The organism is Vibrio marisflavi CECT 7928, from assembly GCF_921294215.1.
Taxonomy (GTDB): Bacteria; Pseudomonadota; Gammaproteobacteria; order Enterobacterales; family Vibrionaceae; genus Vibrio; species Vibrio marisflavi.
This window is the reverse complement of sequence record NZ_CAKLDM010000001.1, coordinates 1,056,905-1,081,743: the sequence shown is the minus strand read 5'-3', so window position 1 is coordinate 1,081,743 and position 24,839 is coordinate 1,056,905. Positions and strand designations below refer to the sequence as shown.

Genomic DNA, 24,839 nt, shown 5'->3' with positions numbered 1-24,839 from the left:
AAAAGTGGAAGTACCATGCTTACATAATTTATCTTTACGTTGAGATACTTTTTATGAACTTTGTTTTTGCATTTGTAATTTATTTCGTTTGGGGTACATGTTACGCAGTCGCGCAATATACCGTGCCAAACTTCCCGCCTTTGCTCTTAGCCTTGATTCGAGCGTTGCCAGCTGGATTGTTATTTTTAGCGATTAAACCTTCATTTCCTAAATTTGAGCATCATAGGTCGTTAGCGATTCTAGGCTTGATTAACATTGCCATTTTCTTTGCGCTAATTTTTGTTATGGCAACGACTCTTCCAGCAGCAATATCGGGCGTTGGTATGATATCTGTCCCCGTATTTGCAATGATTTATCAAGTGATTTTCTTAAGGAAAAAGCCCTCTGTTGTTGAAGTGATTTCAGGCATTATGTTAATAATTCTGGCTTATTTACTATTCAATCCAGGTAGCATGAAGTTGAACCCAATCGGTCTACTTGCCCTGCTTGGTGCCATCATCTGTATTGTGGTAGGTAGTAACTTGACTAGAAAAGCGGGTAAGCATCTTCATTGGTGGACAATTATCACTTGGGAGCTGTTATTTGCAGGTATCGCGCTCATCATCGCCAATATAGTGGCTGTTGGAATTAACCCACATCCTTACGTTGAAGCGTTCGCGCACTTTGACTTGAAAAATCTTATCGGTTTGTTGTGGATAATCATTGTAACTAGCGCGTTTGGTTATGGTTTCAGTGTTTGGTTACTGCAAGATATGTCAGTTGTCGACTTTACCTTTGGTAATATTGCCAATCCAATTGCAGGGGTATTAAGTGGCTACCTTCTACTCAATAATACTTATTCTCTTCCCCAATATGCGCTCATGGCCGGTATGGTTGTCGTTGCTCTTATCCCTCAAATCGTAATTAAGATAAACACAAATCAGAAAAATCACAGACTGAAGTCAAAAGCTGATTTGACTACTGAAAAATCGATCTTGAGATGAAGTGGATACTTAAGCACTAGACTATTTGATTTATTAAAAATAGAATTCATGCGCGCTGCACATGATTTCAGTCAACTTAAGAGACAATACTATGATTGTAGAAAATGTGCTTCCTGAATCTTACGCAGAAATGCTTGATGTTTGGGAAAGCTCAGTCCGAGCGACTCATGATTTCATATCAGAAGAAGATATTGAGTTTTTTAAGCCGATTATCATCGAACAAGCCTTCCCTGCTGTGACATTAAAATGTGTAAAAGGTGAGAGTGGGTCAATTCTAGGATTTATTGGGATCCATGACTGCAAGATTGAAATGCTATTCATTTTAAATGAAGCAAGAGGTCAAGGTGTCGGTAAAGTGCTACTTCAATATGCAATTCAAAAACTTGGAGTAAGCAAGGTTGACGTGAACGAACAGAACCCTTTGGCTGTAGGTTTTTACGAGCATATGGGTTTTAAACTGGTATCACGTTCTCCTGTCGATGATATGGGCAAACCATTTCCAATTCTGCATATGACGCTATAGCGCCTGCAACTGCTGCCGAGCGGGCAGCAGTGACTTAGCAATAAAGCTACTTAAACACCTTCTCTTCTTTCACCCAAATAGCAACTTCTACTCTGGAGCGTAAGTTGAGTTTCTTGAGCAAGGACTTAACGTGAACTTTCACTGTGCCTTCACTGATGTCTAGTTCTTTGGCAATCATTTTATTAGTCAGCCCTTTACTTAAGAGGCGTACCGTTTCTAGCTCTCGGCGAGTAAGATTTTCAATGCTCCGGTTGTTGGATTTTGGACGCATGCCTTCTAGCAGCAGTGGCGCAAGCTCTGGGCTGAGTACCATGTTGCCGTTACAGGCTTTTTCAATGTTTGCCAGCAGTTCTTCTGGCTCCATATCTTTAAGCAAGTAACCGTCGGCACCGGCTTTTATTAGTGTGGTGAGATCGCCTTTGTAGTCTGAGACGGTAAAAATCACCACACGACTAGAAATGTGTTGATTTCTTAATTCTTCAAGAGTCTCAAGGCCATTCATCACTGGCATATTCAAATCAAGCAAGATCAAGTCGGGTTCATACTGCTTAGCCAACTCAATGCCAGTAGAACCGTCGTTTGCGATACCAACAACTTGCATGGTTTCAGTTGAATTGATGAGAAATTGCAGGCCACTGCAAAGGGTAGGGTGGTCGTCAATCAGTAATACGCTAGATTTGATGTTTTCTGTCGTCATCGGTTTTATTTGCTCCAGCCTATGGTCAATTGTATTTCTGTGCCCTCATCAGAAGAAGAGCGGATATTTAAATGACTATCGATTAGCAATGCTCGCTCTTTCATAATATTAATACCATGATGATTTGGCTTACTTTCTTGAATAATTCCAACACCATTGTCTGAGATAGTAACGGTGATGTCTTGCTTTGAGTCGTTAGGTAAAATAGACACTCTCACGTCGGTTGCGTTCGCATGTTTATAAACGTTATTTAGCGCCTCTTTTACAATAAAGACTAAATTAATTTCCTGCCGTGGTGTTAGCAGTCCTGTTATCGGCACTAGAGTATAATCAATATTAAACCCAAGTCGATGGTTAAAATCAGTAATGATATTTTTCATTGTTGTAGAAAAATCATTGTCGTTTAACTGTAGTCTGAAAGTGGAAAGTAGCTGGCGCAATTGAGAATAGGCGCTGCTGGTTTCTGTGCGTATATCTTGAATAATATTGATTTGTGTTTCGGTCAAATTGTCTTTTTGCATTTGCAATGCACTGATACGCATTTTTAATGACGATAGAGATTGAGCAATAGAATCGTGCAACTCTCTGGCGATTGCCGCGCGTTCTTCCGCTAACACGAGGTTTTCTTTTACTTTTGCTTGCTGTTTTGAAGCGATTGAACGTGTGATTTGATCAGCTAAGGCTTGAATTAAGTTTTTGGCTATCGTGGTATTTTGATCCGACTGATAAAACTCGATATGCAGAGCGCCATAATGTTTGTGTTCATCGAGCAAAACGCACTCAAAATGATCTTCAGGTGGAATGCCGTCTTCTGCAATTTCTTGGATACTGTGTTTAGAGATATTCTCTTCCTCTGAGTGAATATCTAGCGTGACACTTTTGCTATTGGTGATGTCCTTCAACTCATGAAGAATAGGAGCGTAAAGCTTGTTGTCGTCTAGGTGAGGTTTAGAAATAAGTGTCCCGCTGGCTCTGAACATAAAGTCGAGCAGTCGGTTTTTATAGGTTAAATTGTTTGTTTTTTCGCGTATTTTTTCTTCCAAGCCAGTATGAGTCAGCTTGATCTCCTCAGCCATATCATTGATTACAGAACCTAATACGCTGAATTCACCCTTATAGTCTTTCGCGTTGCATCGCGCTGTTAAATCGCCAGCTTTTAGTGCGGCAATAGCGCGCATTAAATCTTTCCAAGGGAGTAGTATCTTTAGCCTCAATTGGATAGCGATGAAGATAAAAAGAAGCAAGGTGATAGCTAAAAAGGAATATAAAGATGCTCTTAAAATCAGAACCTTATGCTCTGTGTCGCGATCGTAAGTGTTCACTAGGTGGTCAATGCGGTGTTCGAATTCTGCAATCATGTTACTTTCTTCAGTAATGCTGGTTGCTTTAAGAAGAGAAGGTTTTACTTGATTAAACCAAAACGCAATAATTTCCTTTTGGCTATTTTTGATTGAGTCGTCATTCCAATACGAGTCCAAGATAGGAGATGCGGTATCAGCCTCTAATTGCTCGATATAGTGCATATCTTCCGGTTTTAGAGGGACTTTAGACAGTAAGCGGTAGCTTTCCATGCGCATGTGGCCAAGTCGATTAATTTCGTGCCCATCGCCTTGAATGTTTCCAGATATCCAAATGCAAATAGAAATACTGATGATGGCTGAAATGCTAAGAAACATCATGGAGAGAAACATGACTCCGGTTACGGAGGACGAGCTAAACTCGAATTTATTTGTATTCACTTGAACCATTTAAACTCTCTAGGTCACAGACCCTAGTTACAGATTACTCTTTATTTTAAGTGTTTTATTTCATATTAGAAATATCACTACCACCAAAGATATATATGCCTTCTTGTGATTTTCTTCAAATTGGAAGTTTTAGTGTAGCTATTTGTTTTTTATAAAAAATAATTCAATCAATTAATACCTAATTATAGGTAGTTTCGATAGTTTGCACAAAATCCAATAAAACGCGGGTTGATTGAGATCATTAATGACAAAAGAAATATGAGTATAACAGAGCAAAATATCCTCATCATTGGTAGTTAATATTATGGCTAAAGCAAATACTCAAGGACGGGCTAACGGTTTAATCACCGAGTGGCACCCAGAAGATAAATCATTTTGGGAAAATGGAGGCAAAAAAATAGCGAATAAAAACCTAATTATTTCAATAATATGCTTATTACTATCTTTTTGTGTATGGATGCTATTTAGTACAGTAGCTATTAGTTTAAATAAGATAGGTTTTCACTTTTCTACCAGTAAACTATTTATGTTAACCGCATTACCCGCGGCTTCAGGTGCTATTATGCGAGTGCCGTTTTCTTTTATGGTACCTATTTTTGGTGGTCGTTTATGGACAACGCTTTGCACCGCATTTTTGGCTATTCCAGCGTTATGGTTAGGGTTTGCTGTTAATGATCCAACAACGCCGTACTCTACTTTCGTATTGATTTCGTTACTTTGTGGTGTTGCAGGCGGTAACTTCGCGTCAAGTATGGCCAATATCAGCTTCTTCTATCCAAAAAAGCAGCAAGGTACATCACTTGGACTAAACGGAGGGTTAGGAAACCTTGGCGTCAGCATCATGCAGCTTTTTGCACCGTTGGTTATTACAATTGGTATCTTTGGTGAGTCAGGCACTACTTTATTCGACGGCTCAAAAATTTATGTTTCGAATGCAGCATTTATGTGGGTACCGCTAGTTCTCATTGCTGCAGCGTTAGCTTGGTTCGGTATGAACGATCTCAAGGTAGCTAAGTCTTCTTTGAAAGAGCAGTTACCCATTTTAAAACGTCCACATATGTGGATTTTAAGTACTCAATACTTTTGGACATTTGGATCGTTCATCGGGTTTTGCGCAGGTTTTGCCGTTCTTACAAAAACACAGTTCCCTAAAGTAGACATTATTGAATACGCTTTCTTAGGCCCACTGATCGGTTCATTGATGCGCCCGATTGGTGGTGTATTAGCGGATAAATATACTGGCGTTCGAGTGACGGCGTTAAACTTTGTGGCAATGATTGTTTTTTGTGCTGTGGTATTGATGGCGTTGCCTTCGGCGACATCAGAAGGTGATTTCGCACTGTTCTTCGCTGCTTTTATGTTCTTGTTTGCAACGGCTGGTTTAGGTAGTGGCTCGGCATATCAAATGATCGCGGTCACGTTCAGAAAGATCTCGGTAGAGCGTGGCTTAGCCATGAAACACACACAAGAAGAAGCAGAAGACGAAGCAATTAAAAGTACAGCTGCAGCACTTGGGTTTATTTCAGCAATCGGTGCCGCTGGTGGCTTCTTTGTTCCTAAGTCATTCGGTACAGCTATTGCTTTGACTGGCTCTCCAGTTGCTGCTTTGCTGATATTTATGGCTTTTTATGTTGTGTGTATCCTAATTTGTTTGGGTGTATACGGCCCTAAAAATAGAGAGCTACACATGCGTACGGCTTAGCTCTCCCAGTTAGCACATTTGAAAAGGTCAGCATCGCTGACCTTTTTGCGTTCTGAAGTCACAAATGCCTACTACCCCCAAATATCCTGCAGTCTTAACTCTTTTATTGTTTCGTTGCTAGTTTCTTAAAATATCCAATAAAAACAATGCCTTACTTTTGGTTTGAGTATACCTAATAGTAGGTAGTTTTGCCTGTTTTTTGCCAGTTAGGCACCGAGTTAAGTTGATCCTTATCAATCAGGTGATATTCGCTACTGATTACTCTAACGCTAATTATTAATTCGCTTGATAAATATGCGATTAGGAGTACTTGGCGCATGAGTAAATTTCTCGACAGATTTCGCTATTTCAAACAGCTCAATGGTACCTTTGCTGGTAAACACGGCCAGACACTTGATACAAACCGTGATTGGGAAGATGGCTACCGCAGTCGCTGGCAGCATGACAAGGTTGTGCGTTCAACGCATGGTGTGAATTGTACAGGTTCTTGTAGCTGGAAAATTTATGTCAAAAACGGTTTAGTGACTTGGGAAACTCAGCAAACGGATTATCCTCGTACTCGCCCAGATTTACCAAACCATGAGCCTCGTGGCTGTCCACGTGGTGCAAGTTACTCTTGGTATTTATATAGCGCTAACCGCGTTAAATACCCAATGATTCGTAAGCGCCTTCTAAAGCTATGGCGTGAAGCTAAGCAGCAGCACCCTGATCCTGTAGATGCTTGGCAGTCAATTTCTTCTAATCCAGATAAAATGAAGCAGTACAAGAAAGCCCGTGGACGTGGCGGATTTGTGCGTGCTAACTGGGATGAAGTGAACGAGTTGATCGCGGCATCGAACGTTAGCACTATCAAAGAATACGGCCCAGATCGTATTGTTGGTTTCTCGCCAATCCCTGCAATGTCGATGGTTTCTTACGCGGCAGGTGCGCGTTATTTGTCACTGATTGGCGGCTCTTGCTTGAGCTTCTACGATTGGTATTGCGATTTACCACCTGCGTCTCCAATGACATGGGGTGAGCAAACGGACGTGCCTGAATCAGCTGATTGGTACAACTCTTCATATATCATCGCTTGGGGCTCAAACATCCCTCAAACGCGTACCCCAGATGCACACTTCTTTACTGAAGTTCGCTATAAAGGCACCAAAACTGTCGCGGTTACACCAGACTACGCAGAAGTCGCGAAACTTTGTGATCACTGGATGAACCCGAAACAGGGGACAGACAGCGCAATGGCAATGGCAATGGGGCATGTGCTGCTAACCGAATTCCACACCAAACGCCAAGTGGAATACTTCAGTAATTACGCTCGTCAATATTCTGATATGCCAATGCTGGTGACACTTGAGTCACGCGAAGATGGTTTGTATGGCGCTGGCAGAATGTTGCGCGCGTCAGACTTGGTAGACAATTTAGGTCAAGACAATAACCCAGAGTGGAAGACGATTGCTATCGACCAAGATAGCGGTGAATTGATTGCGCCACAAGGTTCAATCGGTTATCGCTGGGGTGAAGATGGTAAGTGGAACCTAGAGCAAAAAGACGGTAAGTCTGAGCAAGAAAGAAATCTACGTTTAAGCTTGATTGATTCAAGCGATGAAGTAGTAGAAGTGGGCTTCCCTTACTTTGGTGGCGAGCAAAGCGAACACTTCGAAAGTGTTGGCTTAAGCGAAATCATCCCACACAAAATTCCGGTGAAACGCATTAAAGGCGCGGACGGTTCTGACTTGCTAGTCGCCAGTGTTTACGATCTAACAATGGCTAACTACGGCGTTGAGCGAGGCTTAAACGATGAGCACTGCGCGACATCTTATGATGACGTTAAAGCCTATACGCCAGCTTGGGCTGAGCGTATTACAGGCGTGAACCGCAATGAAATAATCCGTATTGCCCGAGAGTTTGGTGAAAATGCTGAATCGACTCGTGGCCGCTCTATGATTATCGTTGGTGCGGGTATCAACCACTGGTATCACATGGACAGCACTTACCGTGCGCTTATTAACATGCTGATCTTCTGTGGTTGTATTGGCCAAAGCGGTGGCGGCTGGGCTCACTATGTTGGTCAAGAAAAACTGCGCCCACAAACCGGTTGGCAGCCTCTGGCATTTGGTTTGGATTGGCAAAAGCCGCCACGCCACATGAACAGTACTTCGTTCTTCTATAAGCACTCTAGCCAGTGGCGTTATGAGTCTTTGAAAACCGATGAATTGCTGTCACCAATGGCAAATAAACAAGATTTCAGTCAAAGCCTGATTGATTTAAACGTCAAAGCTGAGCGCTTAGGTTGGTTGCCGTCTTCACCACAGCTAAATGTTAACCCACTGCATATTGAGCACAATGCAAAAGCTCAAGGCATGACAGCAGAAGATTACACGGTTCAAGGGCTAAAAGATGGCAGCATTCGTTTTGCCTCTGAACAGCCGGATGAAGCGCAAAACTACCCACGTAACATGTTTATCTGGCGCTCGAACCTATTAGGTTCATCAGGTAAAGGTCACGAATACTTACTGAAATACCTACTGGGTACCGAGCATGGTATTCAAGGTAAAGACTTGGGCGAAGAAGGCCAGAATGAGTCTCAGGAAGTGGAATGGAAAGAGCAAGCTGCAGAAGGCAAACTCGATCTTGTTGTCACGCTTGATTTCCGTATGTCGAGTACGTGTTTGTTCTCCGATATCGTGTTGCCTACAGCGACTTGGTATGAAAAAGACGATATGAATACGTCTGACATGCATCCGTTCATTCATCCATTATCAGCAGCCGTTGATCCAGCGTGGGAGTCAAAGAGTGACTGGGAAATCTACAAAGGTATCGCGAAGAAGTTCTCTGAAGTCAGTGAAGGGCACTTGGGCGTAGAAACTGATGTAGTGACTCTGCCAATTCAACATGACTCGAATGCAGAAATGGCTCAGCCATTTGATGTATTAGATTGGAAAAAAGGCGAGTGTGACCTAATTCCGGGCCAAACCGCACCTCACATTAAAACCGTGACTCGCGATTATCCAAACACTTACGCGCGCTTTACCTCTGTAGGGCCACTATTGGAAGAACAAGGTAACGGCGGCAAAGGTATCAACTGGGATACCAAGACCGAAGTCGATTTCCTTAAAAAGCTAAATTACACCCATGAAGAGGGTGCGAACGCTGGTAAAGCGAAAATTGAAACCGCAGTCGATGCTGCCGAAGTGATTTTATCACTTGCGCCTGAAACCAATGGTCAAGTCGCAGTAAAAGCTTGGAAAGCACTGGAAGAGAAAACCGGCCGCGAGCACGCACACCTCGCTAACTGTAAAGAAGACGAGAAAATTCGTTTCCACGATTTGCAAGCACAGCCGCGTAAGATCATCTCAAGCCCAACTTGGTCTGGCCTTGAAGATGAACATGTTTCTTACACCGCATGCTACACCAATGTTCACGAGCTGATCCCATGGCGAACTCTGTCTGGTCGTCAGCAGCTTTATCAAGATCACCAATGGATGCGTGCATTCGGTGAGAGCTTGGTGACGTATCGTCCACCAGTGGATACTCGCTCGGTGAAAACTGTAATGGGCAAGAAGAGCAACGGCTATCCAGAAAAAGCGCTCAACTTTATCACTCCACACCAGAAATGGGGCATTCACTCAACCTACAGTGAAAACCTATTGATGCTGACGCTTTCTCGTGGCGGCCCAATTGTGTGGATGAGCGAAGACGACGCCAAAGAGCTTGGTATTGAAGATAACGACTGGCTAGAAGCCTATAACAGCCACGGTGCTCTAACTGCTCGTGCAGTAGTCAGTCAACGTGTGCCTTCTGGCATGGTGATGATGTATCACGCTCAAGAACGATTGGTGAATTTGCCGGGATCAGAGGTAACTGGGCAACGCGGTGGTATCCATAACTCAGTGACTCGAGTGAGTCCGAAACCAACACACATGATTGGTGGATACGCTCAGCAATCCTATGGCTTTAACTACTACGGCACTGTTGGCTCAAACCGTGACGAGTTTGTTGTAGTACGCAAGATGAAAGATGTTCGTTGGTTAGACGATGAAGGTAACGATTATACCCAGTCTGCAACTACTCAGCAGGAGGAGAAATAATGAAAATCCGCTCTCAAGTTGGCATGGTATTGAACCTAGACAAGTGTATCGGTTGTCATACCTGCTCAGTCACCTGTAAGAATGTTTGGACAAGCCGTGAAGGTATCGAATACGGCTGGTTTAACAACGTAGAAAGCAAACCGGGTATCGGTTTTCCGAATGACTGGGAAAACCAAGAAAAGTGGAAAGGCGGCTGGATACGCGGTATCTCTGGCAAATTAACGCCTCGCATGGGCAATAAGGTTAGTTTGCTATCGAAGATTTTCAGCAACCCACATATGCCGACTATCGACGAATATTATGAACCGTTTAACTTTGACTACGAGCGTTTGCAAAACGCACCTCAAGGTAAGCATCAGCCTATTGCTCGTCCTCGCTCGGCAATCACTGGCAAGCGAATGGACAAGATTAAGTCAGGTCCAAACTGGGAAGAGATCCTTGGCGGAGAGTTTTCTAAACGTTCACAAGATCAGAACTTTAATGACATGCAGAAGCAAATGTATGGCGAGTTCGAAAACACGTTTATGGCTTATTTGCCTCGTTTGTGTGAACACTGCTTGAACCCAGCTTGTGTGGCTACGTGTCCAAGTGGCGCTATTTACAAGCGCGATGAAGATGGTGTGGTTCTTATCGACCAAGACAAATGTCGTGGTTGGAGAATGTGTGTAACAGGCTGTCCGTACAAAAAAATCTATTTCAACTGGAAGAGCGGTAAATCAGAAAAATGTACCTTCTGTTTCCCTCGTATCGAAGCGGGGCTACCAACAGTATGTTCAGAGACTTGTGTAGGCCGTATCCGGTATTTAGGCGTGATGCTTTATGACGCAGACCGTATCGAACAAGCGGCATCAACGGAAAATGAAAAAGATTTGTATCAGCGTCAGCTAGATATCTTCTTAGATCCAAATGATCCAGAAGTTATCAAGCAAGCGCAAGAACAAGGCATTCCTATGAGTGTCATCGAATCAGCCCAGCAATCGCCAGTGTATAAAATGGCGGTGGATTGGAAATTGGCCCTGCCTCTTCATCCGGAATACCGCACGCTACCTATGGTGTGGTACGTCCCGCCACTCTCTCCAATCCAGTCTGCGGCTGACTCTGGAATGTTAGATGGTGAAGGTGTACTGCCTGAAATCGAAAAACTACGTATCCCAGTTAAATACCTAGCGAACTTGCTAACCGCTGGTGATGAGAAACCAGTGCTTGAAGCTCTAAAACGTATGATGGCAATGCGCCTATATAAACGAGCTGAAACGGTTGATGGTGTGACCGATTTACGTGCGTTGCAAGAAGCTGGATTAACTGAATCACAAGCAAAAGAAATGTATCGCTACCTTGCGATAGCAAACTATGAAGATCGTTTTGTTATTCCGCCAAGCCACCGAGAGCTAGCTCGTGAAGCGTTCCCTGAAAGCAAAGGCTGCGGTTTTAGCTTTGGTGATGGCTGCAAAGGCAGTGATAGCAAATTTAACCTGTTTAACAGCAGTCGAATTGATGCGATTAACGTAGCCGCTGACGAAGGGGAGAAAAAGTAATGGAACAAGTTGCTTGTTTACAAATTATCTCTCAGTTTCTTGAATACCCAGAGCAGCCGCTCTGGGATATGAAAGCTGACGTTGAAGAGGCTATAGACTCGCTGATTTTTTTAAGTCCAGCGCAAAAAGATGCCTTATATGCTTTCTACGAATCTCTGCTAGAAAACGACGTTTTGGATGCGCAGTCAGAATACACAGAGCTATTTGATCGCGGCCGTTCACTGTCGTTGCTTTTGTTTGAACACGTACATGGCGAATCGCGCGACCGCGGCCAAGCCATGGTGGATTTGATGAATCAATACCAGCAAGCTGGGCTAGAAATCGACAGCAAAGAACTGCCTGATTTCCTGCCGTTGTATCTTGAGTATCTATCAGTCCAAGGGCGTGATAAAGCGGTTGAAGGGCTCAAAGATATTGCGCCGATATTAGCTTTGTTAGGTGCAAGGTTAAAAGAGCGTAACAGCTTGTACTCATTGCTTTTTGATGTGCTATTGAGTTTCTCAAACTCGGGTGTAAAAGCGTCGATGCTTGCTAAAGAAGTGGAAAGTGAAGATAGAGATGATACACCACAAGCGTTGGATGCAGTATGGGAAGAAGAGCAAGTGAAATTCATGGGTGAAGAAGGCTGTGCTTCGGCTCAGCAAGTCGCTCATCAAAAACGTTTTTCTGGTTCTGTACAACCTCAGTACATCAACATCGATTCTTTATCCGGAGATAAGTCATGAGTTACGCCGACAACTTTTTCTTTAACATCTATCCCTATATCGCTTCGGCAATCTTTTTAATTGGTAGCTGGGCTCGGTACGACTACGGTCAATATACTTGGCGAGCAGGCTCTAGCCAGTTGCTTGATAACACCAACATGCGCCTTGCATCAAACCTATTCCATATCGGTATTTTAGGTGTATTTGCAGGGCACTTCTTGGGGATGCTGACACCGCACTGGATGTATGAGAGCTTTTTACCTATCGCAGTGAAGCAAAAAATGGCCATGATTGGTGGTGGTGCTTCTGGTGTGATGGTCGTAATTGGTGGAGCAATGCTGCTTAAGCGTCGCTTGACTAACCCAAGAATCAGAGCAACGTCCACATCGATGGATATTGCCATTATTGCGCTCATTCTATTACAAGCGATCTTGGGTGTATTAACGGTGCCATTTTCTGCGCAACATATGGATGGCAGCGAAATGATGAAGCTAGTTCATTGGGCGCAAGCTGTGATGACATTCGGCTCCAATCCATATCACTACATTACTGATGTGAGTTTGATTTTTAAAGTGCACCTAGTGCTTGGCATGACGTTGTTTGTATTGTTCCCGTTTAGCCGTTTAGTGCATATCTGGAGTGTACCGATTGAGTATTTAACTCGTCGCTATCAATTGGTGCGCAATAGACGCTGATCAAAGCAGTTAGTGCAAAAATACCGCAGGATCCACATCAAGCTTAGAAAATAGGTACTCCTATCACTAAGGTGAGCAACGTTTTTCTAGCTTGGTGTCATTACCCAATTTTCGATTTACCGGCAGGATTTTTATGAGCAAGTTAAAAGTAGTCATTATTGGCAATGGCATGGTTGGCCATCGCTTTATTGAAGACTTAGTTGAAAAAGCCGATCTGTCGACAATGGACATTACCGTATTTTGTGAAGAGCCAAGAGTGGCTTACGATCGTGTTCATCTGTCTTCTTATTTTTCTCATCATACCGCTAGTGAACTCTCTTTAGTAAAAGAGGGCTTTTATGAAAAGCACGATATCAATGTTCATATTGGTGAAAGAGCGATAAATGTTAACCGCGAGAAGCGCATTGTACACTCGAGTAGTGGCCGCGAAGTCGAATACGACAAGTTGATCTTGGCGACGGGTTCGTATCCGTTTGTTCCGCCAATCAAAGGACGTGAAAGTAAAGATTGCTTTGTTTACCGAACCATTGAAGATCTGAGAGCGATTGAAGCTATTTCGAAGAAAAGCAAAAGTGGTGTAGTTATCGGCGGTGGTTTGTTAGGGCTAGAAGCAGCAGGCGCACTTAAGTCATTGGGTGTGCAGACTCATGTGGTTGAGTTTGCACCGGTATTGATGGCTGAACAGCTTGACTACCAAGGTGGCCTACAGCTACGCAACAAAATTGAACGTATGGGCGTACAAGTTCATACCAGTAAAAACACGTTAGAAATTGCACCTGAAGGGAAAGAAGCACGCAATGTTATGCGCTTTGCTGATGACACTGAGCTGGAAGTCGACTTTGTAGTATTCTCTGCAGGTATTCGCCCGCAAGACAAGTTAGCTCGCGACATGGGCTTAGGCATTGCGCCGCGTGGCGGTATCGAAGTCGATGATCATTGTTTAACAACCGACGAGCATGTATATGCTATTGGTGAATGTGCCTCTTGGAATCGACACTTCTATGGTTTGGTGGCTCCGGGCTATAAAATGGCAACGGTTGCTGTCGATCACTTGCTAGGCAATGACAGCAAGTTTGAAGGTGCAGATTTAAGTACCAAACTTAAGCTGTTAGGTGTCAATGTAGGCTCAATTGGTGATGCGAATGGCCGCACTCCGGGTTGCAAAAGCTACGTTTACCAGAACGAAGCTGAAGAAGTCTACAAACGCATCATCGTTTCAGAAGATGGTAAGAAGCTGCTTGGTGCAGTGCTTGTTGGTGATGCTTCAGACTTCGGTGATTTACTCCAGTTGAAACTGAATGACATCGAACTACCAGAAAATCCAGATACACTGATTCTTCCAGCACATGCTGGCGCAGAAAAACCAGCACTTGGCGCTGATGCTCTACCTGAAAGCGCAGTGATTTGTTCATGTTTCGATGTTACGAAAGGCAAAATCGCTCAAGCTGTCGCTGATGGTAATCACACGCTTGCTGATGTGAAAGCTGCAACTGGCGCAGGTACTGGATGTGGTGGTTGTATTCCATTGGTTACGTCTGTGCTAAATGCCGAGCTAGCCAACTCTGGTATTGAAGTGAACAACCACCTGTGCGAACACTTTGCTTATTCTCGCCAAGAGCTTCTCCACTTAGTCCGTGTAGAAGAGATCAAAACATTCGATGAGTTGCTGGAGAAATACGGTCAAGGTTACGGCTGTGAAGTGTGTAAACCAGCTATAGGCTCTATCCTTGCATCTTGCTGGGGTGAACACATTCTTAAGCCTCAACTGGTTAAGTTGCATGATACCAATGATAACTTTTTAGGGAACTTACAAAAAGACGGTACTTACTCGGTAATTCCTCGCATGGTTGGTGGTGAAGTAACGCCACAAGCTTTAGAAGCGTTAGCGAAAGTTGGTCAAGAGTATAACCTTTATACCAAGATCACAGGTGCACAGCGTATTGGCCTGTTTGGTGCCCAAAAAGATGATTTACCAGAAATCTGGCGCAAGTTAATAGATGCAGGCTTTGAGTCCGGCCAAGCGTATGCGAAAGCATTGCGTATGGCGAAAACTTGTGTAGGTTCGACGTGGTGTCGTTATGGTGTTCAGGACTCCACAGGCTTAGGAGCCATGTTGGAGAATCGCTACAAAGGCATTCGCACTCCACACAAAATGAAGTTTGGTGTTTCTGGATGTACGCGTGAGTGCGCGGAAGCGCAAGGTAAAGACTTAGGGATCATCGCTACAGACGCGGGTTGGAATATGTATGTGTGTGGCAATGGCGGAATGAAGCCTCGCCATGCTGATCTACTCGCGACAGATTTAGATGAGGAGACGTTAATCAAGTACGTCGATCGCTTTATGATGTTCTACATTCGTACGGCTGCGCCACTGCAACGTACCTCAGTTTGGTTAGCAAATATTGAAGGTGGTGTGGATTACCTTCGTGAAGTCATCATCGAAGATAAACTCGGTATCAACAATCAGCTAGAAGCCGACGTGCAACAGCTTGTTGATCAATACCAATGCGAATGGTCACAGACAATTGATGACGAATCTCAGCTTAAACGTTTTGCGCATTTCATCAACTCAAGTAAGCGTGATGACAACGTCATGTTTGTCGATGAGCGCGATCAGCACCGCCCCGCGACATATGCTGAAAAGCACCCTGAAGCAAAAGGCGATATCTTGCATGTGGAGTTGGAGAAGTAGTCATGGCATTTGAACAAGTTTGTAGCATTGAAGACATCATTCCCGGCACAGGTGTCTGTGCTGAGGTAAAAGGCAACCAAGTTGCGATCTTCAGGCCAACTGAAGAAAGTGAAGTATGGGCCATTAGCAATATGGACCCATTTGCCCGTTCGAACGTGTTATCGCGCGGTCTGATTTGCGAGCATCAACAAGAGTTATGGGTGGCAAGCCCACTTAAAAAGCAACGTTTTAACTTAGCGACTGGCCAATGTATGGAAGATGAGCGCTTTAGCGTTCGTTCGTACAAAGCGAGAGTCGTCGATGGCCAAGTAGAGGTTTTAGCTTAGTCACGATAGAGTGAAATAAGCTTGTTAGTAATTAGTCATGAATACATATTTTAATCACCAAGCAGGGTTTGTTTCACTCGTGGGAGCAGGTCCGGGCGATCCTGACTTGCTCACAGTAAAAGGGCTTCGTTTAATCCAAAACGCCGATGTAGTGATCTACGATAGGTTGGTATCAGCAGATATATTGGCTTTGGCTAATGACAATGCTGAGATGATCTACGTAGGCAAGCGCCTCAACTACCATTGTGTTCCTCAAGAGGAGATCAATGATTTGCTGGTTGAAAAAGCGCAGCAAGGTAGGAAAGTGGTTCGTTTAAAAGGCGGAGACCCGTTTATATTTGGCCGAGGTGGAGAAGAGCTAGAAGCCTTGGTGGAAAAGGACATTCTATTTGAAGTGGTGCCAGGTGTTACAGCTGCTGCAGGTGCCACGTCTTATGCCGGTATTCCTCTAACCCATCGTGACCATGCGCAGAGCGTTCAGTTTGTTACTGGCCACGTTAAGAAAGAGGGGCAGGGGATCAACTGGGCTTCACTTGCCCAATCGAACAGTACACTGGTGTTTTACATGGGGCTAAAGCAAAGTGGAAGTATCTCGGATAACTTGATTTCCAATGGGTTAGACGCAAAAACGCCTTGCGCTGTTATTGAAAAAGGCACTCGTCGTGACCAACGTGTGTTAGTCGATAGCCTCGATAAGCTAGCTACACTGGCGAGCCAGGTAGAGAGTCCTGCTCTGATTGTTGTTGGCAGCGTCGCAACGCTGCACAACAAGTTGGATTGGTTTAATCAGTAGCTGCTAGATCTTAAGTCAATGATCGGCTCTTGGAGAAAGTCTAAGTAGCCTGAATTACCGAATAAAAGTGATCAGGTACAATGATGTCTGGTCGCTTTTTCTTTTTTAAATATGATAAGAGCGATATCAGCCATACCGACGCTTGCTGTGATATAGCTTAAAATTTCACCTAAGATGTAAGTATTGTTAATTGCCAGATCATACATCCCATGGAAAGAGTCATTTTTTCAATATTACTGTTTCTTTCATATCCCACATTCGCAGATGAAGAGTTATTCATTTCAGCCTCTGAGTTTCCGCCTTATGAGTATACTCTACAGGGAGACCCAATTGTTCGTGGGTTCTCTTCGGAGTTAGTCCAAGCAACATTTCGCAATATGAACCAACCTATATCACAACATAAAATTTTCCCTTGGAAGAGAGCGCTTCAAGGAACCTACTTTGGTGTATTTGATGCTGTTCATAGCGCATCAAAGAATAAGGAGCGAGAAGAGAAGCTTTGGTTTCCTGATGAGCCACTTGTATATTCATCTAAGGTGTTCATTATTCGAAAGGCAGACAAGCAGAAAATTAATTACCAGTCCTTTGATTCTCTTATAGGCTTACGGCTAGGTTTGGTACGAGGGTTTAACTACCCAGAGAATGTATGGAGTTTTATTAAAAATAACGATATTCAATACAATGAGTCTGTAAATACGGATACGCTGCTAAAAATGCTGGTCAGAGGTAGGGTAGACATCATTATTGAAGAGTCAGTTGCGGCAAAGCAATTCATTGACGAATATAGTTATCCATTGGAGCTAATTGAAGAACACCCTGTTCAGGTGAAACCAATGTATTTAGCTTTTAGTAAGGAATCAGTGACAAGTGAGCTGGTCGCAAAGTTTTCAGACAACCTAAAAGATTATAAGAAGACAGAACAATTTTTAACACTGTGCAAGAAGCACAAAGTAACCTGTTTTGATAGCAACAAGCGCCATAAATAGATTGCGTAGATATGCAGTTTCTGGTGGGTTTCGATAGTAGCCCTACCTTAATGGCTCAAGCAAGATAGGGCAGTATCATCAAACTTTTTTCTTGATATGGCGGCGGTTTTTTCCAACTGGTTTGTGACCACGCGAATTGTCGGCTGAACGTTGACCATCAGCATGATGCTTTTGCTTTGGTTTCTTCGGCTTCTTAGGTTTTTTGGGCTTAAATGGTCGAGTATCTAGCTTAGATTCAGGCAGTGTGTTTGTTACCGGGTAGCCTTCAAGCTCTTCCCTTGTCAGCAGCTGTTGTATCAACCTTTCTATTGCAAATAACTCTGATGCTTCATCGGCGCATACCAATGAATAGGCTTTGCCGACTTGTCCCGCGCGTCCTGTACGGCCAATTCGATGAACATAATCCTCGGCGATGTTAGGCAATTCGAAGTTGACGACTTGTGGCAACTGAGGGATATCGATGCCTCGGGCTGCTATGTCGGTTGCAACCAATACTCTAATCTCACCAGATTTGAAATTTGCTAGTGCTCTGGTTCGAGCGCCTTGACTTTTATTACCGTGAATTGCTGCTGAAGTTATTTTTTGGCTATCAAGATAGTATGCTAAGCGGTTGGCGCCATGCTTGGTTCTGCAAAATACCAGTACTTGTTTCCAGTTTCCTTGTTTTATCAAGTGAGCCAACATTGGTGCTTTTTTTCGCTTGTCAGCTGGGTAAATGCTTTGCTCTATCGTGACAGCAGTAGAGTTGCTTGGAGCCACCGATATTTCTACTGGATCATTGACTAGCCCTTTGGCTAGCTCACGAATCTCTGGAGAAAAAGTGGCAGAAAACAACAAGTTTTGTCTCTTGGCTGGAAGCAAATTCAGTATCTTACGTATGTCTCGGATGAAACCCATATCGAGCATGCGATCGGCTTCATCAAGCACAAGGACTTCTAGTTGATCAAACTTCACCGCGTTTTGCTGGAACAGATCCATCAGTCGACCGGGTGTGGCTATCAAAACGTCGGTACCTTTGCGCAGCTTCATCATCTGTGGGTTGACCTTGACACCGCCAAATACCACGTTAGATGAAAGTGGAAGGTGTTTACTATATTTCGCTACGTTTTCGTGTATCTGTGAGGCAAGCTCACGGGTAGGTGTCAGAATCAAAACACGGATATGATTGCTTTGAACCCGAGGGCCGTTACTTAACTTCTCCAATATTGGCAAAGTAAAGCCAGCGGTTTTTCCGGTTCCCGTCTGAGCGGCTGCCATCACATCCTTTCCTTCAAGAACGACAGGTATTGTGCGTTCTTGAATTGGTGTTGGCTTATCGTAGCCTTGCTCTTCGACGGCTTTTAAGATTGGAGCGGATAGCCCCAAGGTGGAAAAACTCATATAGTTTACTCTCGTATTTGATTGGATGCCCAGTGAAGCAGGTGGGGAAAAATAATTGTTCTGTAGAACAAAGACTAGACGCTTCTCTAGCAATTTGTGCGCATTCTGCAGTGTTTGCAGTGTGAACTCAATATAAATTTATCAACAAGGGATATTAGTATCTAAACAACCATATTTAATTAGTGGCTAAGCTTTACAAACTTATCAATCTTTATTAACATGCGAATGAGAATGATTATCATTAAATTAAAATTGGAAGGTGGAATATGCTTAAAACTATATCATTTGCAATTATGCACTTTAGCGTCGCTTTTGGCGTGGCTTGGGCTTTAACTGGAGATTGGGTAATTGGTGGCGCAGTTGCACTCGTTGAGCCAGCGGTGAATACAGTCGGGTACCATTTCCATGAAAAGATCTGGAGCCGTATTAAAACGTCTAGGCAAAATGAGTTAACAGCAGGGTAATTAGCGTGCTGGTTCGTTCCATTTAATGTGAGAATACCACAGCGGTGTACAGCTTATTTGAGCCTGCCCATCTCTTCGGAGATCAAATCCAAAATTTGACTGTAGAGCTGCTCACTATTGTATGCGACATAAACGTTATTATCGCCGACACAGTTGGTAAGCGCCGGGTTTGAGGTAGGGTCGTAGTCAAAGCCAATCACAGCAATGGTGGTTTGGAATGGGCGCCCCTCACTTGTGTATCCTGTTAGCCCTTCCCTAATAGTGTCACACATGCCTCCATTCACTAATAGGTTCGCTGTTTCGTATTCTGTCCTTCCATAGGGATATATAGTGCCATAGGGGTAGTCGACTCCATCAGATAGCAGAATCATCAACCTTTTGACATTGTCACCTTTTGCAAGGAGCTGAGCACCTCGGATGAGGCCTTGATAAGAAGCGGTACTGCCGCCCGGTATGAAAGCCGCAATTGTTGAATTGAAAGCGTCGAAATCCGTAGTGAGTTCAAGATCTTCGATATGCTCGGTGCTTTCGTAGCCATAGTTACCATGTTTCAGCCCGCAGTAATCTTCACCCTTTTCTTCATAGAGATTCGTTAACGTCAAATCAACATCGACCCATTGCAGACCTCCAGATTCGTAGTTCTCCTCATGACGCATCCAACAACTACCCCAAAGCCCTTGGGCGTTTTGATTTGCATTGCCATAGGCGGTATCACTGGCATTTTGATTTTTGCGATATGTTGTGAGCGTGTTTGAATTGTAAGGGACGATGCCAACTGTACTCTCACCACCACTCGAGCGCTCATTGATAATTTTCAAACTCTCGGTAATTTCTTGAATAATAGTAATAACGTCTACATACTTTTGACTGCCCCCAGACCATGAATCAGCCATAGAACCAGAAAAGTCGGTAACAAACATGACGTCTATATTGTCATTTAAGGTCCTTGTCGCTGAAGTATTCCCAGTTACTGAAAAGTTGTCACCAAAACTAATGTCCCCGCCAAACCAAGTCTGCCAACGTACATCGACATCAACGTGATAATCTAAGAAGCGATTCCCTCCAGAGGCGAGCCCAGCTAGGCACTCTGCGTTGCCTTCACACTCTAGTCGCGTCACCGATATATCGTTGATGGAATCGATATCGTGAAAGTAAGCGTTAAGATAATCCGTGACTAGTGCTTGGTTGCCTTCGTTAGACATTGCTTCAGCCTCATTTAATGAGGCAATCGCTAGTGCTGCCGCTTCTGTGGCGTTTTCAGTGCGGGCTTTATTCATTAACGCTCGCGTTCCTTCGACGGCAAGTACAAAGATACCAAATACAATTGGGATCATGATTGCGAACAATATGACAGCATGACCTTTTTGCCTTTGTTTAGCAGTTTGCTTTGTTTTCACTCGATGGAATCCCATAACTTCAAGATGTGTTTTTTCAACCCTACAGGACAAGTGTAGTTCAGAAATGTTCTATTTAAGTATCTACTCAATTGTGTGTTAATTGATTGGCAGTGCATCGCCTAAGAATTGTAACAATGTCGTAATGGATCATGGTGTTAATAGTAGGTGGACCCGAACCGGCTACTTGGGCTTGTTAGAAAATATAGAAGAATTCTTAGCATGCCGATTAGTCTATTGCTTATACATTGAAACTCTACATATCACGATGAATTGATTAATATTTTATATATAAGTGAAGCTGTTCTGATAAACCTGCTCAACATATAACATTTCTGTACAGAACCATTTGACCGAGCATTCGATATGTGACGAAATGCGTATCTGGGTTTTCAACATAAAGTTCTTACTGCAAATGGAGAAATAGGATGTTTAGTACAATGGGCATGTTGCCAGTCTCTGCCGGTAACAGTTTTTTAGATGGGATGTTTTACGATATAGGTAACCTTAATTTTGCTGAATATTCACTATTGACGACTCATATCAACATCGAAGGTAGTATTTTAGTCGTTAAGCCTGAAGCTCCAGGAATGCAGGTTTTCAAATACAACGACATTGAAGAGTTTCGTTCAGTAAAAGGGCCTAAAATTGAGCACTTTGTAATTGCTGGGGCGAGTAGCTCAGATGCTGGTGCCGCTTCGCTTGGTCGAACACTTGCAAATCATGTCAATGAGCCAGTGGGTGTGATTACCTCCGGGATGGGGTTATCTGAATTACCAGTAGACGCGCTGCAAAGCTGGTTTTTCTTCGGCGGCATTGAACGCTATGTAAAAGAAGAGACACTTCCATCCAGTGTCGATGCATTTTGGCGAAGAGCAAAAGAAGAGCATGAGCATAGTCCTGAGACTCAAATCTTGGTTGAACTGCTTAACGAAGAAGACCGTAAAATTAAAACCTTGCTGGGTCACTCAAAAGGGTGTTTAAGCGTTGTCCATGCTTTGAATAATGTTAAACAGACATGGGACATTTCTAAGATAAATGTAGTGACCGTTGGCGCTGTTGTGCCGATTCCTGTGGGAATGATCAATGTGACTCAATGTATTGGTGAATTAGACTGGTTTGGTGGCTTAAGCTCCGATTACAGCCTGCCTCATACCAAAATTCCAAATGCTTGGCATCATTTGAATTCTCAACTTCCTTTCTCTATGAATCTAGCTAATGTTTTGAAGGATGTATTGCCCGCTTCAAAATTGACCTCAACGCTTTAAGTTTGTCTACGCCCTAAACCCAGAACTTCGGTTGGGGCGTTTCTATCTTTGTGTATACAAAGGTGGCTTTTTGAGACGTAGATTTTACTATTTTTTAATAATATGCAAGATGGTTCGCAATATGCAATTTTCTTGGTTAAATCCGAATAAATAACTTATTGATTTTTAATAGACTTGTTTTAGCGAGGTTTTGGCACAGTATATGCTGTATACCTATTGACCCTTCTTAAGCCGAGGGTCACCTAGCCAACTGACGTTATTAGTGAACATACACTTATTCACATATATAAACCCAGTGCACCATTTGCACTGGGTCTTTTTTTGCCTGCTAACTTCCATTTCTGCTTATGGATCTCTTACCGAAGCCTCTTTTACTCAATGCATCCTTATTTTCTGTCTAGCTTGGCAGAATGGACTACGCCAGCATAGATAAACTGGGGTTTTTTGATATGATTGGCGGCAACTTCAATTGAACGTGAGAAAAACATGTATCTGAATGATATCGAGGGCATCATTGCTGATATAGCAGCGGGCAAAATGGTCATACTGGTTGATGACGAAGATCGTGAAAACGAAGGGGATATTCTGGTAGCAGCAGAAAAAATCACCCCAGAACTAGTCAACTTTATGGCGATGCATGGCCGAGGGTTAATCTGCCTAACCATGAATGAGCAACGAGCTCAGCAGCTGAATTTGTCTCCGATGGTCAGAAATAACACAGAAGCGTTTGGTACTAACTTTACTGTTTCTATCGAAGCTGCAGAAGGTGTAACGACAGGCATTTCAGCTAGCGATCGTGCAACTACAATCAAAGCGGCGATCGATAGCTCGGCGACTCCTTCAAGCATTGTATCACCGGGCCATATTTTCCCTATTGTTGCGAAAGAAGGTGGTGTTCTAGTCCGCGCTGGACACACGGAAGCTGGTTGCGATTTAGCACGCCTAGCAGGTTTGGAACCTTCATGTGTTATTGTTGAAGTGCTTAACGAAGATGGCACAATGGCTCGCCGCCCGCAGTTAGAAGAATTTGCTAAAAAGCACGATATCAAGCTTGGTACAATCGCGGACTTGATCAAATATCGCCTTGCGACGGAAGGTATCGTTGAGAAAGTAGATTCAAGAGAATTCGAAACTGAGTATGGTACGTTTGATTTGCATGTTTACAAAGACATTGTTGATCAGCAACTTCATTATGCCCTGTGCAAAGGTGACTTAGAAAATAGCGAAGAAGCGTTAGTTCGCGTGCACAACATCAAGCTACCAGAAGATATCTTATTTGCTAAAAGCAAAGGGTGTTCGATTCAACAAGCTTTAGAGCATATCGCGAAATCTGACCTGCCTGGTGTGATGCTTTGTATAGGAAAAACAGATAGCCTTGCACTGCCAGCTCAAGATGCGGTGAAGGTTAAAAACGCTCGTACCCAAGAGATTGGTATTGGCTCACAAATCTTGCGTGAACTTGGTGTTGAAAAGATGAAGCTTATTTCTTCCACTGCAGCGCCCTACCATTCGCTGTCTGGTTTCGGTCTCGAAATCACCGAGTATCAAGTCGTCAAGTAATACTCACATAGTCAGATAAAAATCAGCCGTTTTATACGGCTGATTTTTCATGTCTTCTTCTTACTTATTCCACTGAAAAAATCTGATATTTCAGACGCCCCATTCAGTAGGGCGTTTAACCCTCAAATTGATTTAGTCGCTCACCGGATGTTTGTGATGGTATTTATTTGCCATATAAGCCGCCAAATAAGCACACAAAACGCCTAATATCCCGCCGATTAAAACGTTGAGCATGCGAAACTCAGCAACAGAGGTTCCATGCACCAAAGCGCCAGCGGCAAGTGCAATTAAGGTACATCTTGAAGCATATGCCAGTGGGTAGCGTTTGATAAATAGTGTAAATGGAATGAGTATTCCTGCTAGCTCAAAAAATAGCGGGCTGACAAGTTGTAAAACCACCACTAGTGAAACGCCAAAAATCATACCAACTAACGCTCCTGTCACACGGTGAGCGAGCTTGCGATGCATACTTGTCATATCTCCTGTACTCACGCTAATCGTTGACCAAATTACCCATTCAGCATGAGGTATCTTTAGCCACTGTACGAAGATGGAGGAAACAAACACAGCAACCATAATCCCGATCACAGTCCATATGGCACTTACATCTGTTTTTGCTGTAAAAACGTTATTGAAACCCCAAAGGGATGATTTGGAGTTGTCTTCTTCCAAAATATAATTGAATAAGCAAACGAGTACTGGCCCAAGTGCGGCAACGGCAAATAACTGTAGTGCGAACCAGACATTACTATCAACGGAATGAAGAATATTAGAACCTTGAAAATCAATCGTCATATACAAAGCAGGAATTAAAATCCAACTTCCCAACTTTCTTAGTTCAGGGTTATAGATCCCTAATCCCATGCAGGCTCCGGCAAAGAGAGTGCAAGTAATAGCAAAAGCAAGTGGGCTAAAAAGTGAATAGGTCAGTAAATAAAGGCCAGCCAGTATAACTACTTCATGAAAGATGATAGCTCCAACACCCCATTTAGATTGAGTTTGTATAGAGTAAAGAGATGCACTCAATAGAACGAGCTGGCTAAGCTCCCAATGACCAAGGGTAGAACCAATTACGATAGACGGTAACATAGCAAGCGTAATGAGTGACCATTTTCTAAGTAAACGTTTGTTAGAAATTATCTCTTTTAGCATCGCAGACACTATCCCATATAAGTAGTTATAGGTTTATTCTAAAAAGATTTGGGTAACAAGAGAATGTATATAAAGTTTCTTATTTGTTATTTAATCTTACATATTGAGAGGTTGGGTTAGCGGGTCTAGTACTAAATTTTACTGAAGCTTCCTTT

The 24,839-nt window shown here is 43.3% G+C and carries 19 protein-coding genes; 14 read left to right on the top strand and 5 right to left on the bottom strand.

Annotation, left to right across the window (positions count from 1 at the left end; translation table 11 throughout):
• The first annotated feature begins 53 nt into the window (after positions 1-53).
• Both L7A31_RS04830 and L7A31_RS04825 read left to right on the top strand, forming a co-directional pair.
• Positions 54-983, top strand: a complete 930-nt coding sequence (locus L7A31_RS04830; protein WP_237360369.1) for a DMT family transporter — start codon at positions 54-56, stop codon at positions 981-983.
• 91 nt (positions 984-1,074) lie between these two features.
• Positions 1,075-1,506, top strand: a complete 432-nt coding sequence (locus L7A31_RS04825) for a GNAT family N-acetyltransferase (RefSeq protein ID WP_237360368.1) — start codon at positions 1,075-1,077, stop codon at positions 1,504-1,506.
• 46 nt (positions 1,507-1,552) lie between these two features.
• Here the strand turns inward: L7A31_RS04825 and narL are convergent, their stop codons facing one another.
• Positions 1,553-2,203, bottom strand: a complete 651-nt coding sequence (narL, locus tag L7A31_RS04820) for a two-component system response regulator NarL (RefSeq protein WP_237360367.1) — start codon at positions 2,201-2,203, stop codon at positions 1,553-1,555.
• Between the two features lie 5 nt (positions 2,204-2,208).
• Complete coding sequence (locus L7A31_RS04815) at positions 2,209-3,951, bottom strand: histidine kinase (protein ID WP_237360366.1); 1,743 nt, start codon at positions 3,949-3,951, stop codon at positions 2,209-2,211.
• A 304-nt stretch (positions 3,952-4,255) separates the two neighbouring features.
• On the opposite strand from L7A31_RS04815, the gene L7A31_RS04810 reads away from it, so the two are divergent.
• The 9 genes from L7A31_RS04810 (at position 4,256) to L7A31_RS04770 (ending at position 17,466) form a co-directional block, all read left to right on the top strand.
• A complete protein-coding gene (locus L7A31_RS04810; RefSeq protein ID WP_237360365.1) occupies positions 4,256-5,653 on the top strand; it encodes a NarK family nitrate/nitrite MFS transporter in 1,398 nt (465 codons plus the stop codon).
• A 317-nt stretch (positions 5,654-5,970) separates the two neighbouring features.
• A complete protein-coding gene (locus L7A31_RS04805; protein WP_237360364.1) occupies positions 5,971-9,735 on the top strand; it encodes a nitrate reductase subunit alpha in 3,765 nt (1,254 codons plus the stop codon).
• Positions 9,735-11,270: a nitrate reductase subunit beta gene (gene narH, locus L7A31_RS04800; protein WP_237360363.1), complete on the top strand. Its 1,536-nt coding sequence runs from the start codon at positions 9,735-9,737 to the stop codon at positions 11,268-11,270. The genes L7A31_RS04805 and narH overlap by 1 nt, the downstream gene beginning before the upstream one ends.
• Positions 11,270-11,995, top strand: a complete 726-nt coding sequence (narJ, locus tag L7A31_RS04795) for a nitrate reductase molybdenum cofactor assembly chaperone (RefSeq protein WP_237360362.1) — start codon at positions 11,270-11,272, stop codon at positions 11,993-11,995. The genes narH and narJ overlap by 1 nt, the downstream gene beginning before the upstream one ends.
• Positions 11,992-12,669: a respiratory nitrate reductase subunit gamma gene (gene narI / locus L7A31_RS04790; protein WP_237360361.1), complete on the top strand. Its 678-nt coding sequence runs from the start codon at positions 11,992-11,994 to the stop codon at positions 12,667-12,669. Before narJ ends, narI begins: the two co-directional genes overlap by 4 nt.
• A 133-nt stretch (positions 12,670-12,802) precedes the next feature.
• The gene (gene nirB, locus L7A31_RS04785; protein WP_237360360.1) at positions 12,803-15,361 is read left to right on the top strand and encodes a nitrite reductase large subunit NirB; all 2,559 of its coding nucleotides are present in this window, start codon (positions 12,803-12,805) and stop codon (positions 15,359-15,361) included.
• Between the two features lie 2 nt (positions 15,362-15,363).
• A complete protein-coding gene (gene nirD / locus L7A31_RS04780) occupies positions 15,364-15,687 on the top strand; it encodes a nitrite reductase small subunit NirD (RefSeq protein WP_237360359.1) in 324 nt (107 codons plus the stop codon).
• 37 nt (positions 15,688-15,724) lie between these two features.
• Positions 15,725-16,480 carry a uroporphyrinogen-III C-methyltransferase gene (gene cobA, locus L7A31_RS04775; RefSeq protein WP_237360358.1) on the top strand — a complete coding sequence of 252 codons (756 nt, stop codon included), beginning with the start codon at positions 15,725-15,727 and terminating at the stop codon, positions 16,478-16,480.
• A 209-nt stretch (positions 16,481-16,689) separates the two neighbouring features.
• Positions 16,690-17,466 (top strand): substrate-binding periplasmic protein, encoded by a 777-nt coding sequence (locus L7A31_RS04770; protein WP_237360357.1) that lies wholly within the window; start codon positions 16,690-16,692, stop codon positions 17,464-17,466.
• Between the two features lie 78 nt (positions 17,467-17,544).
• Here the strand turns inward: L7A31_RS04770 and L7A31_RS04765 are convergent, their stop codons facing one another.
• Complete coding sequence (locus tag L7A31_RS04765; RefSeq protein ID WP_237360356.1) at positions 17,545-18,846, bottom strand: DEAD/DEAH box helicase; 1,302 nt, start codon at positions 18,844-18,846, stop codon at positions 17,545-17,547.
• A gap of 266 nt (positions 18,847-19,112) precedes the next feature.
• Here L7A31_RS04765 and L7A31_RS04760 point away from each other — a divergent pair, with 266 nt between their 5' ends.
• On the top strand, positions 19,113-19,310 hold the full coding sequence (locus L7A31_RS04760; protein ID WP_237360355.1) for a DUF2061 domain-containing protein: 198 nt from the start codon (positions 19,113-19,115) through the stop codon (positions 19,308-19,310).
• Between the two features lie 53 nt (positions 19,311-19,363).
• On the opposite strand, the gene L7A31_RS04755 is transcribed toward L7A31_RS04760, so the two are convergent.
• A complete protein-coding gene (locus tag L7A31_RS04755; RefSeq protein WP_237360354.1) occupies positions 19,364-20,707 on the bottom strand; it encodes a TadE/TadG family type IV pilus assembly protein in 1,344 nt (447 codons plus the stop codon).
• 425 nt (positions 20,708-21,132) lie between these two features.
• Between L7A31_RS04755 and L7A31_RS04750 the strand changes: the two genes are divergently transcribed.
• A complete protein-coding gene (locus L7A31_RS04750) occupies positions 21,133-21,972 on the top strand; it encodes a hypothetical protein (RefSeq protein ID WP_237360353.1) in 840 nt (279 codons plus the stop codon).
• Positions 21,973-22,458: 486 nt separating this feature from the next.
• A complete protein-coding gene (gene ribB, locus L7A31_RS04745; RefSeq protein WP_237360352.1) occupies positions 22,459-23,532 on the top strand; it encodes a 3,4-dihydroxy-2-butanone-4-phosphate synthase in 1,074 nt (357 codons plus the stop codon).
• 132 nt (positions 23,533-23,664) lie between these two features.
• On the opposite strand, the gene L7A31_RS04740 is transcribed toward ribB, so the two are convergent.
• Positions 23,665-24,684 carry an FUSC family protein gene (locus L7A31_RS04740; protein WP_237360351.1) on the bottom strand — a complete coding sequence of 340 codons (1,020 nt, stop codon included), beginning with the start codon at positions 24,682-24,684 and terminating at the stop codon, positions 23,665-23,667.
• Positions 24,685-24,839: the final 155 nt, after the last annotated feature.

What these genes read in the sequence shown, in the direction of transcription:
- nirB (WP_237360360.1), top strand. Translation starts at nt 12,803, where the DNA reads ATGAGCAAGTTAAAAGTAGTCATTATTGGCAATGGCATGGTTGGCCAT.
- L7A31_RS04810 (WP_237360365.1), top strand. Translation starts at nt 4,256, where the DNA reads ATGGCTAAAGCAAATACTCAAGGACGGGCTAACGGTTTAATCACCGAG.
- nirD (WP_237360359.1), top strand. Translation starts at nt 15,364, where the DNA reads ATGGCATTTGAACAAGTTTGTAGCATTGAAGACATCATTCCCGGCACA.
- L7A31_RS04830 (WP_237360369.1), top strand. Translation starts at nt 54, where the DNA reads ATGAACTTTGTTTTTGCATTTGTAATTTATTTCGTTTGGGGTACATGT.
- ribB (WP_237360352.1), top strand. Translation starts at nt 22,459, where the DNA reads ATGTATCTGAATGATATCGAGGGCATCATTGCTGATATAGCAGCGGGC.
- L7A31_RS04770 (WP_237360357.1), top strand. Translation starts at nt 16,690, where the DNA reads ATGGAAAGAGTCATTTTTTCAATATTACTGTTTCTTTCATATCCCACA.
- L7A31_RS04805 (WP_237360364.1), top strand. Translation starts at nt 5,971, where the DNA reads ATGAGTAAATTTCTCGACAGATTTCGCTATTTCAAACAGCTCAATGGT.
- L7A31_RS04760 (WP_237360355.1), top strand. Translation starts at nt 19,113, where the DNA reads ATGCTTAAAACTATATCATTTGCAATTATGCACTTTAGCGTCGCTTTT.
- narL (WP_237360367.1), bottom strand. Translation starts at nt 2,203, where the DNA reads ATGACGACAGAAAACATCAAATCTAGCGTATTACTGATTGACGACCAC.
- L7A31_RS04750 (WP_237360353.1), top strand. Translation starts at nt 21,133, where the DNA reads ATGTTTAGTACAATGGGCATGTTGCCAGTCTCTGCCGGTAACAGTTTT.
- L7A31_RS04740 (WP_237360351.1), bottom strand. Translation starts at nt 24,684, where the DNA reads ATGCTAAAAGAGATAATTTCTAACAAACGTTTACTTAGAAAATGGTCA.
- narH (WP_237360363.1), top strand. Translation starts at nt 9,735, where the DNA reads ATGAAAATCCGCTCTCAAGTTGGCATGGTATTGAACCTAGACAAGTGT.
- L7A31_RS04825 (WP_237360368.1), top strand. Translation starts at nt 1,075, where the DNA reads ATGATTGTAGAAAATGTGCTTCCTGAATCTTACGCAGAAATGCTTGAT.
- narI (WP_237360361.1), top strand. Translation starts at nt 11,992, where the DNA reads ATGAGTTACGCCGACAACTTTTTCTTTAACATCTATCCCTATATCGCT.
- narJ (WP_237360362.1), top strand. Translation starts at nt 11,270, where the DNA reads ATGGAACAAGTTGCTTGTTTACAAATTATCTCTCAGTTTCTTGAATAC.
- cobA (WP_237360358.1), top strand. Translation starts at nt 15,725, where the DNA reads ATGAATACATATTTTAATCACCAAGCAGGGTTTGTTTCACTCGTGGGA.
- L7A31_RS04815 (WP_237360366.1), bottom strand. Translation starts at nt 3,951, where the DNA reads ATGGTTCAAGTGAATACAAATAAATTCGAGTTTAGCTCGTCCTCCGTA.
- L7A31_RS04765 (WP_237360356.1), bottom strand. Translation starts at nt 18,846, where the DNA reads ATGAGTTTTTCCACCTTGGGGCTATCCGCTCCAATCTTAAAAGCCGTC.